5 protein-coding genes are annotated in these 11,249 nt (G+C 57.5%); all 5 read left to right on the plus strand.

Translation table 11 applies throughout. From position 1 onward, the window contains the following. The first annotated feature begins 268 nt into the window (after nt 1-268). The 5 genes from rpoB to B9Z33_RS05320 all read left to right on the plus strand — a co-directional run bounded on the left by rpoB (nt 269) and on the right by B9Z33_RS05320 (nt 11,233). Nucleotides 269-4,393, plus strand: coding sequence for a DNA-directed RNA polymerase subunit beta (gene rpoB / locus B9Z33_RS05300; protein ID WP_108285881.1), 4,125 nt, complete (start codon nt 269-271; stop codon nt 4,391-4,393). Nucleotides 4,394-4,416: 23 nt separating this feature from the next. Next, the gene (gene rpoC, locus B9Z33_RS05305) at nt 4,417-8,631 is read left to right on the plus strand and encodes a DNA-directed RNA polymerase subunit beta' (protein WP_108285882.1); all 4,215 of its coding nucleotides are present in this window, start codon (nt 4,417-4,419) and stop codon (nt 8,629-8,631) included. Nucleotides 8,632-8,731: 100 nt separating this feature from the next. After that, the gene (locus B9Z33_RS05310) at nt 8,732-9,274 is read left to right on the plus strand and encodes a hypothetical protein (RefSeq protein ID WP_108285883.1); all 543 of its coding nucleotides are present in this window, start codon (nt 8,732-8,734) and stop codon (nt 9,272-9,274) included. A gap of 17 nt (nt 9,275-9,291) precedes the next feature. Further along, nucleotides 9,292-10,638: a 16S rRNA (cytosine(967)-C(5))-methyltransferase RsmB gene (rsmB, locus tag B9Z33_RS05315; protein ID WP_199220285.1), complete on the plus strand. Its 1,347-nt coding sequence runs from the start codon at nt 9,292-9,294 to the stop codon at nt 10,636-10,638. 10 nt (nt 10,639-10,648) lie between these two features. Beyond that, nucleotides 10,649-11,233, plus strand: a complete 585-nt coding sequence (locus B9Z33_RS05320; protein ID WP_108285884.1) for a DUF4390 domain-containing protein — start codon at nt 10,649-10,651, stop codon at nt 11,231-11,233. Nucleotides 11,234-11,249 lie beyond the last annotated feature (16 nt).

The following is an 11,249-nucleotide window of genomic DNA, read 5'->3' on the forward strand; positions in this document are numbered from 1 at the left end:
TAAGGCCTGCGTTTTGATTGTTCTGAAAGCACTGAAAAGCAGATTTCAACAAGTCTGCTTTCCAGTGTTTTAGCGAAACACCGGAAAGTGGATTTACAAAAGTCTGCTTTCCAGTGTTTTCTGACCCGACTGCAGAAAACCCTTGGTTCGGGTTGCGTGCAATGCGCAATCGTCCGCCAACGCTGGTAGAGGCCAGCCGCCAAGCCCGTTGTGCGAGTCTAAAAGCTCGCGCAGCACACAGTTCTGAAAGATCAAGCCCGGAGATCTCATGGCCTATTCATACACCGAACGCAAGCGAATCCGCAAAAGTTTCGGCAGCCGCGAAAGCGTGCTCGAAGTTCCTTACCTGCTGCAAATGCAAAAAGACGCTTACACGTCCTTCTTGCAAGCAGGTGTTGTTTCATCCAAACGCACACACGAAGGTCTGCAAGCTGCTTTTGAATCGGCTTTCCCCATCGTGTCCCACAACGGTTTTGTGGAGATGAAATTCGTCGAGTACAACTTGGCCAAACCAGCGTTTGACGTGCGTGAATGCCAGACCCGTGGTCTGACTTTCTCCTCCGCTGTGCGTGCCCGTGTACAACTCATCATTTACGACCGCGACTCTTCGACTTCGCAGAACAAAGTAGTCAAGGAAGTGAAAGAGCAAGAGGTCTACATGGGCGAAGTGCCCTTGATGACCGACAAAGGCTCTTTCATCATCAACGGCACCGAGCGCGTGATCGTGTCCCAGTTGCACCGTTCGCCCGGCGTGTTCTTTGAACACGACAAGGGCAAGACCCACAGCTCGGGCAAATTGCTGTTTTCCGCCCGCATCATCCCTTACCGTGGTTCGTGGCTCGACTTCGAATTCGACCCCAAAGACATTTTGTATTTCCGTGTCGACCGTCGCCGCAAGATGCCTGTGTCGATCCTGCTCAAGGCCATTGGCCTCAACCCCGAGTCGATCCTGGCGAACTTCTTCGTCAACGACAATTTCCGTCTGATGGACAGCGGCGCACAAATGGAATTTGTGGCTGAACGTCTGCGCGGTGAAGTGGCTCGTTTTGACATCACCGACAAGTCCGGCAAAGTGGTGGTGGCCAAAGACAAGCGGATCACCGTTCGCCACACCCGTGAACTCGAGCAATCGGGCACCACGCACATCAGCGTGCCAGAAGACTATCTGTTGGGTCGCGTTGTCGCACGCAGCATTGTCGAAGCGGATACTGGCGAGATCATCGCCAAGGCCAACGAAGAACTGACCGAAGCCTTGCTGAAGAAGCTGCGCACCTCGGGTATTCAGGATTTGCCTTGCATCTACACGAACGAACTTGATCAGGGTGCGTACATTTCGCAAACCCTGCGCATCGACGAAACCGTGGACGAGTTTGCTGCACGTGTGGCCATCTACCGCATGATGCGTCCTGGTGAGCCACCCACAGAAGATGCTGTGCAAGCCCTGTTCCAGCGCTTGTTCTACAACCCCGACACGTACGACTTGTCGCGCGTCGGTCGCATGAAGTTCAACGCACGTGTGGGTCGTCCTGACTCCACGGGCCCCATGGTGTTGACCAACGAAGACATCTTGGCCGTGGTCAAGATCCTGGTGGACTTGCGCAACGGCAATGGCGAAGTCGATGACATCGACCACTTGGGCAACCGCCGCGTGCGTTGCGTGGGCGAGTTGGCAGAAAACCAATACCGCACCGGTTTGGCACGTATCGAAAAAGCCGTGAAAGAGCGTTTGGGTCAGGCCGAGCAAGAGCCACTCATGCCGCATGACCTGATCAACTCCAAGCCGATCTCGGCTGCGTTGAAAGAGTTCTTCGGTGCTTCCCAGTTGTCCCAGTTCATGGACCAGACCAACCCGTTGGCCGAGATCACTCACAAGCGCCGTGTTTCGGCTCTTGGCCCAGGTGGTTTGACCCGCGAACGTGCTGGCTTTGAAGTGCGTGACGTGCACGTGACCCACTACGGTCGCGTTTGCCCTATCGAGACACCTGAAGGTCCAAACATTGGTTTGATCAACTCGCTGGCCTTGTACGCCCGCTTGAACGAGTACGGTTTCATTGAAACCCCGTACCGCCAAGTGATCGACGGCAAAGTCACGATGAACATCGATTACTTGTCTGCCATTGAAGAAGGCAAGTACGTCATTGCCCAGGCCAACGCCACATTGGACAAAGACGGCAAGCTGACTGGTGATCTGGTTTCTGCCCGTGAAAAAGGCGAATCCATTTTGTGCGGCGCCGAGCGCATCCAGTACATGGACGTCTCACCTGCCCAGATCGTGTCGGTTGCGGCCTCTTTGGTGCCGTTCCTTGAGCACGACGATGCCAACCGCGCTTTGATGGGTGCGAACATGTCCCGTCAGGCGGTGCCTGTGCTGCGCCCTGAAAAGCCCATGGTCGGTACCGGTATCGAGCGCGTTGCAGCGGTCGACTCGGGTACGGTGGTCACAGCCACACGCGGCGGTATCGTGGACTATGTCGACGCGACCCGCATCGTGATCCGCGTGAATGACGCAGAGGCTTTGGCTGGCGAAGTGGGTGTGGACATCTACAACCTGATCAAGTACCAGCGTTCCAACCAGAACACCAACATCCACCAGCGTCCGATCGTCAAGCGTGGCGACAAGCTGGCCAAGGGTGATGTGATTGCCGACGGTGCATCGACCGACCTGGGCGAAATCGCCATTGGTCAGAACATGCTGATCGCCTTCATGCCCTGGAACGGCTACAACTTCGAAGATTCGATCCTGATCTCCGAGCGTGTCGTGTCGGAAGACCGTTACACCTCGATCCACATCGAAGAACTCGTGGTCATGGCCCGCGACACCAAGCTGGGTGCCGAAGAAATTTCGCGCGATATCCCCAACTTGTCCGAGCAGCAGCTGGGCCGTCTGGACGACTCCGGCATCATCTACGTGGGAGCAGAAGTGCAACCTGGCGATGTGTTGGTCGGCAAGGTCACGCCCAAGGGCGAGACCACCCTCACGCCTGAAGAGAAGCTGTTGCGCGCCATCTTCGGCGAAAAAGCCAGCGATGTGAAAGACACTTCGTTGCGCGTGGACCAAGGCAGCTCCGGCGTCGTGATCGATGTGCAGGTCTTCACACGTGAAGGCATCGTGCGCGACAAGCGCGCCCAGCAGATCATCGACGACGAACTCAAGCGTTTCCGTCTGGACCTGAACGACCAGCTGCGCATTGTGGAAGCCGACGCGTTTGACCGTATCGAGAAGTTGCTGGTGGGCCGTGTGGCCAATGGCGGCCCTCAAAAACTGGCCAAAGGCACCAAGCTCGACAAAGCCTACATGGAGTCGGTCGAGAAGTTCCATTGGTTCGACATCCGCCCTGCGGAAGACGACGTGGCCATGCAACTCGAGTCCATCAAGAACTCGCTGGAGCAGACCCGTCACAGCTTTGACTTGTCTTTTGAAGAAAAACGCAAAAAGCTCACACAAGGCGACGAGTTGCCAGCAGGCGTGCTCAAAATGGTCAAGGTCTATCTGGCCGTCAAGCGTCGCTTGCAGCCTGGTGACAAGATGGCCGGCCGTCACGGTAACAAAGGTGTGGTCTCCAAGATCGTGCCTGTCGAAGACATGCCTTACATGGCCGACGGTACCCCTGCGGACATCGTGTTGAACCCCTTGGGCGTTCCTTCGCGTATGAACGTGGGTCAGGTGCTGGAAGTCCACTTGGGTTGGGCCGGCAAAGGCATTGGCCAGCGCATCGGCAACATGCTGCAGGCTGAAACCCAGCGTGTTGAAAAAATTGCTGAATTGCGCAAGCTGTTTGAACAGTTGTACAACAGCATGGGCCGCAAAGAGAACCTGTCGCAACTGACCGACGACGAAGTCTTGGCCATGGCTGGCAACCTCAAAGAAGGTTTCCCATTCGCAACGCCTGTGTTCGACGGTGCGGCCGAAGAAGAAATCCGCGCCATGCTGCACTTGGCTTACCCAGATGACTTGGCCAAGGCCAAAGGCCTCACAGCCACACGCACACAAGCCAATCTGTTTGACGGCCGCACAGGCGATGCCTTTGACCGTCCAACCACCATTGGCTACATGCACTTCTTGAAACTGCACCACTTGGTGGACGACAAGATGCACGCCCGTTCGACCGGTCCTTACAGCTTGGTCACACAGCAGCCGCTGGGTGGTAAGGCGCAGTTCGGTGGTCAGCGTTTCGGTGAGATGGAAGTGTGGGCTTTGGAAGCGTATGGCGCCTCTTACGTTCTGCAAGAGATGCTCACCGTGAAGTCTGACGACGTGCAAGGCCGTACCAAGGTGTACGAGAGCATCGTCAAAGGCGAACACTCCATCGAAGCGGGCATGCCCGAGTCGTTCAACGTGCTGGTCAAGGAAATCCGTTCGCTGGGCCTTGACATCGAGCTCGAGCGTTCTTAATTCACAGGCAAAGGATTTAAACCATGAAATCACTACTCGACCTGTTCAAGCAGTTCACGCCCGATGACCACTTCGATGCGATCCGCATCGGCCTGGCATCGCCCGAGAAGATCCGTTCGTGGTCTTTCGGTGAAGTGAAAAAGCCGGAAACCATCAACTACCGTACTTTCAAGCCCGAGCGTGATGGTCTGTTTTGCGCCAAGATTTTTGGCCCCATCAAAGACTACGAATGCTTGTGCGGCAAGTACAAACGTCTCAAGCACCGCGGCGTCATTTGCGAGAAGTGCGGCGTTGAAGTCACACAAACCAAAGTGCGTCGTGAGCGCATGGGTCACATCGACCTCGCAGCGCCTTGCGCCCACATCTGGTTCCTGAAGTCTTTGCCATCGCGTCTGGGCCTGGTGCTCGACATGACACTGCGCGACATCGAACGCGTGCTTTACTTTGAAGCTTATGTGGTGACCGATCCCGGCATGACTCCGCTGAAGAAATTCGGCATCATGACCGAAGACGACTACGACGCCAAGGTCAAGGAATACGGTGACGAATTCACGGCCAAAATGGGTGCCGAAGGCATTCGTGAGCTGCTGGAAGGCATTGACATCGAAAGCGAAATTGAGCGCCTGCGTGGTGATCTGACCGGCTCCGAACTCAAAGTCAAGAAGAACTCCAAACGCCTCAAAGTGCTCGAAGCGTTCAAGAAGTCTGGCATCAAGCCAGGCTGGATGGTGCTCGAAGTGTTGCCCGTGTTGCCACCGGACCTGCGTCCGCTGGTGCCACTGGACGGCGGTCGCTTTGCGACTTCCGACCTGAACGACCTGTACCGCCGCGTCATCAACCGCAACAGCCGTCTGCGCCGTTTGTTGGAACTGAAGGCCCCCGAGATCATCGCTCGCAACGAAAAGCGGATGCTGCAAGAAGCCGTGGACAGCTTGCTGGACAACGGCCGCCGCGGCAAGGCCATGACCGGCGCCAACAAGCGCGCCTTGAAGTCTTTGGCCGACATGATCAAAGGCAAGAGCGGTCGTTTCCGTCAGAACTTGCTGGGCAAGCGCGTCGACTACTCCGGTCGTTCCGTCATCACCGTGGGCCCAACCCTCAAGCTGCACCAGTGCGGTTTGCCCAAGTTGATGGCCATCGAGCTGTTCAAGCCTTTCATCTTTGCCCGTCTCGAAGCCATGGGCATCGCGACGACCATCAAGGCGGCCAAGAAGGAAGTCGAAGCCGGTACACCGGTGGTGTGGGATATCCTGGAAGAAGTCATCAAAGAGCACCCCGTGATGCTCAACCGTGCGCCTACGCTGCACCGTTTGGGTATCCAGGCGTTTGAGCCTCTGCTGATCGAAGGCAAAGCCATCCAGTTGCACCCCCTCGTTTGCGCGGCCTTCAACGCCGACTTCGACGGTGACCAGATGGCTGTTCACGTGCCGCTGTCGGTGGAAGCCCAGATGGAAGCCCGCACCCTGATGCTGGCTTCGAACAACATCTTGTTCCCTGCGTCTGGCGAACCTTCCATCGTGCCGTCCCAAGACGTGGTGTTGGGTCTGTATTACGCGACCCGTGACCGCATCAATGCCAAGGGCGAGGGCCTCATCTTCTCCGACATCGGTGAAGTGCAGCGCGCATTGGATGCGGATGCCGTCGAGTTGACCGCCAAGATCAACGTGCGCATGACCGAGTGGACCAAAGACAAAGTCACAGGTGAATTCACTTCATCGGTGTCGATGGTCGAGACCACCGTGGGCCGTGCATTGCTGTCGGAAATTTTGCCCAAAGGCCTGCCTTTCTCGAACCTGAACAAGGCTTTGAAGAAGAAAGAAATTTCCAAGCTGATCAACACGTCTTTCCGCAAGTGCGGCTTGAAAGAGACCGTGGTGTTCGCCGACAAGCTGTTGCAAAACGGGTTCCGTCTGGCCACACGCGCCGGTATCTCGATTGGTATCGACGACATGTTGGTACCGCCAGAGAAGCCAGCCATCATTGAAGCGGCTGAAAAAGAAGTTCGCGACATTGAGCAGCAATACGTCTCTGGTCTGGTGACCGCTGGCGAGCGCTACAACAAGGTGGTCGACATCTGGGGCAAAGCCGGTGACGTCGTCTCCAAGGTGATGATGGACCAGCTCCGCAAAGAGAAGACCATCGACCGCCATGGCAATGAAGTCGATCAGGAATCGTTCAACTCGATTTACATGATGGCCGACTCCGGTGCCCGTGGTTCTGCAGCGCAGATTCGCCAGCTGGCCGGTATGCGTGGCCTGATGGCCAAGCCTGACGGCTCGATCATTGAGACCCCCATCACGGCGAACTTCCGTGAAGGTCTGAACGTGTTGCAGTACTTCATCTCGACCCACGGTGCGCGTAAAGGTCTGGCCGACACGGCTTTGAAGACCGCCAACTCGGGTTACCTGACCCGTCGTCTGGTGGACGTGACACAAGACTTGGTTGTGACCGAGCTCGATTGCGGTACGTCTGATGGTTCGCTGATGCGCGCCATCGTCGAAGGTGGTGAAGTCATCGAATCTTTGCGTGACCGTATCCTCGGCCGAACTGTGGCCGATGATGTCTTGCACCCAGAGAACCGTTCTGTCTTGGCTCCTGCGGGCGTCATGCTCGATGAAGACCTGATCGATGAGCTCGAAGCCGTTGGCGTCGACGAAGTCAAGGTGCGTACAGCATTGACCTGTGCCACACGTTTTGGCTTGTGCGCCAAGTGCTATGGCCGCGACTTGGGTCGTGGCGGCTTGGTCAACAACGGCGAAGCCGTGGGTGTGATCGCTGCCCAGTCCATTGGTGAACCGGGTACCCAGCTGACCATGCGTACGTTCCACATTGGTGGTGCAGCTTCGCGTGCAGCCGTCGCCTCCAGCGTGGAAGCCAAGTCCAACGGCACCATCGGCTTCAATGCCACGATGCGTTACGTGACCAACACCAAAGGTGAGTTGGTGGTGATTTCCCGCTCTGGCGAAATCGTGATCAGTGAGCACGGCCGTGAGCGCGAGCGTCACAAAGTGCCTTACGGCGCGATCTTGGCCATCAAGGCGGACCAGACCATCAAGGCTGGCACCATCTTGGCCAACTGGGATCCATTGACCCGCCCGATCATCACGGAATTCGCCGGTCAGGTGAAGTTCGAGAACGTCGAAGAGGGCATGACCGTTGCGAAGCAGCTCGACGAAGTGACCGGTTTGTCCACCTTGGTGGTCATCGACCCCAAGCGTCGCGGTGCAGCCAAGGTCATCCGTCCACAGGTCAAACTGATCGACGCGCAAGGCAAAGAAGTCAAGATTCCTGGCACAGACCACTCGGTGACGATTGGTTTCCAGATCGGCTCGCTGATCCAGGTGCGCGACGGCATGGATGTGGGCCCGGGCGAAGTGCTGGCCCGTATCCCTGTCGAAGGTCAGAAGACCCGAGACATTACCGGTGGTTTGCCACGTGTGGCCGAACTGTTCGAAGCCCGTACGCCCAAAGACAAAGGCATGTTGGCAGAGATCACCGGTACCGTGTCGTTTGGTAAAGAGACCAAAGGCAAGGTTCGCTTGCAGATCACAGATCCTGAAGGCAAGGTCTGGGATGAACTGATCCCCAAAGAGAAGAACATCCTGGTGCACGAAGGCCAAGTGGTCAACAAGGGCGAGAGCATTGTGGACGGCCCCGCCGACCCACAAGACATCTTGCGCCTCTTGGGTATCGAAGAGCTGGCCCGCTACATCGTCGACGAAGTGCAGGACGTTTACCGCTTGCAAGGCGTGAAGATCAACGACAAGCACATTGAAGTGATTGTTCGTCAGATGTTGCGTCGCGTGGTGGTGGAGAACATTGGTGACTCCACCTACATCTCCGGCGAGCAGGTTGAGCGTTCCGAAATGCTCAACACCAACGATGCATTGCAACGTGAAGGCAAGATCCCTGCGACATTCAGCAACTTGTTGCTGGGTATCACCAAGGCCTCCTTGTCGACCGATTCGTTCATCTCGGCCGCTTCCTTCCAGGAAACGACCCGTGTGTTGACCGAAGCGGCCATCATGGGCAAGCGCGATGAGTTGCGCGGCTTGAAGGAAAACGTGATCGTGGGTCGTCTGATCCCCGCAGGTACAGGCTTGGCTTATCACAAAGCCCGTGCAGTCAAGGACGCCATGGACGACGCAGAGCGCCGTGCGATTGCCGATGCCGAAGCGGCCGACTTGGCTGGCGAGGCGACTGAAGATACAGTCACAGACGCAGGCGAAGCCGCCTAAGTGATGGGTTCACCTTTCATCGGGTGACCACGGATCAGCCCCTGCACCGTTTTGCGGTCAGGGGCTGTTTTTATGGCGAGGATTCAGCGGAGGTAAAACCATGGGGGCATTGATCTTTGGCCTGCTGTTGGCCGTCACCCTGTTTTGGGCGGTCGGGGCGCACAACCGCTTGGTGCGTTTGCGCGCAGAGGTTGTTCGCCAGTGGAGCAGTGTCGACGCGGTATGGCTCCGTTTGCTGGTGCGCATGCAAGGCGGCATCGCTGCGCGCCAGTCGCTGACGGCTGAAGCAGACGCAGATGAATTGCAAAGCTTGCAGCAGGCTTGTGACGAGTTGTTGGAGGCCTTGTCTCAAGCTCGGTTGCAACCCCTGGATGGTGAAAGCCAGAAACAGGTGATCGCGCAGCACCTGAAGGTGCTCGCTGAAATTCGACTGATGCTGCAAACGGCCAACGATGCGGTCAAGCCCGACCTCGACATTGCCTTGAACCGGATGCGTCAAACACTGCCTGCCGCACTCATCCCCTACCATGTGGCGGTGGCCGCCTACAACGATGCGCTGGCCATGCGGCCGGCATCTTGGTTGGCCAGACGCTTGAATCTCAAACCAGCGATGCGCATGGATTTGTCCATGGGTGCTGCTTGAATCTGACCATGACACCCATGCCCCCATTGACCGGACAACCCGCAACGGGCCAGTCGCCACCTTTGTGGCGCTTGCTGCAAGCAACGGCTGCAGCCGTACAGGCCACACGCCAGGGGCGCTCACTGACAGCACAGCTGGAGGGCGTTTCTCAGGATTTGCGTCCAGGCGTTCAAGCCCTGAGTTTTTTGGCCTTGAGACAACTGGGCCGTGCGACCGCTTTGCGTGAGCAGTTGGCCGCTAAAACACCACCACCTGCGGTGGATGCTTTGCTCTGCACGGCCCTGGCCCTGTGCTGGAGCGAAGTAGATGCCCCATACCCTGTTCATACGCTGGTCAACCAAACGGTAGAGGCCGCGCGCAAACAACGGCAAACCCAAGCCCAAAGCGGGTTCATCAATGCCTGCCTGCGCCGTTTCATGCGCGAACGTGATGACTTGGTGCATCAGACCGATGGCAACCTCCAGGCGCAATGGAATCATCCGCGCTGGTGGATAGAGCGCCTGCAGGCGGATCACCCGCAGCAATGGCAGGAACTGCTGGACATGGCCCAAAAGCCTGCGCCGATGACGTTGCGTGTCAACCGTCAACATCACACTGTGGCCGCCTATCAGCAGCAGCTTGACGCGATGGGTGTGTCATCCCGGGTCGTGGGCTCGCAGGGCCTGCAATTGAGCAAGGCCATGCCCGTGCACTTGTTGCCTGGCTTTTCTGCGGGCCATGTGTCTGTGCAAGATGCGGCAGCACAAGTGGCGGCCCCCCTGCTCATGCAAGGCTTGGACCCGACGCAACCCTGGAAAATTCTGGACGCGTGCGCAGCGCCCGGGGGAAAAACCGGACATTTGCTGGAGCTTCACCCCCACGCGAATGTGCTGGCACTGGATGTGGACGAATCCCGTTGCGAGCGGATTCATCAAAATTTGCAGCGCTTGGGTCAACGTGCCCAAGTGCGCGCCGCAGACGCCGGCCAGCCCGATCAATGGTGGGACGGTGAGCCGTTTGACGCTATTTTGCTGGACGCGCCCTGCACAGCATCGGGCATTGTGAGAAGGCACCCGGATGTGCGCTGGCTGCGCAGACCCACAGACAGCGGGCAATTGGCCAAAACTCAGGAGAGCTTGCTCAAAGCCCTTTGGCCCTTGTTGAAGCCCGGTGGGCACTTGCTTTATTGCACCTGTTCGGTTTTCAAGGCCGAGGGAGATGAGACCGTGCAAGCGTTTCTTCAACGCAACACAGATGCCTTATTGCAGCCCTCTCCAGGGCATTTGATACCCGGGCAGACACCAAGTGGTCTGCCAGTCGAGCACAATCCATTGGGTGAACATGATGGGTTTTATTACGCACTGCTGGAAAAGCGCCGCAGCTGAGCTCGGGCGCATGACTCGCTGGGTCCTGGGGGCCTGGCTGCTTGTCGCGTCTTGCGCTTGGGCCCAGACCTCGGTGGCTGAGCTGACAGAGCTGCGCGCCGAGCGTCGGGACGCTGCGTTGTTCGTGACCGCTCAGCTGAAACTGGAGCTGGGGCCCGCCGTTGAGGACGCGTTGCTCAAAGGCCTGGCGGTTCACTTTGTTGCCGAGGCTGAGGTCATGCGCGACCGATGGTATTGGTATGACCGAAAAATTGGCATGTCCACGCGCTATTACCGCTTGGCCTTTCAACCGCTGACGCGCCGTTGGCGCTTGAATGTCTCGAACGAGCCCATTTCGGGTTCGGGCCTGGCGGGCAGCATCTCGCAAAATTTTGAAACGCTGTCCGAAGCGCTGGACGTCATTCGACGTCAATCCGGCTGGAAAGTGGCCGAAATGGCCGACCTGGATCTGGATGCCCGGCAATACATCGCCTACCGTTTCCGGCTGGATATTTCCCAGCTGCCACGCCCTTTTCAGATCGCAGCGGGCAACCAGGCTGAGTGGACCTTGGTGGCGAGCAGGCAATTGCGCCTGACAACAGACATGGTGCGCTGACGTGGGGCTCTCCATC

The sequence above is a fragment of the Limnohabitans sp. T6-20 genome (assembly GCF_003063505.1).
Lineage (GTDB): Bacteria > Pseudomonadota > Gammaproteobacteria > Burkholderiales > Burkholderiaceae_C > Limnohabitans_A.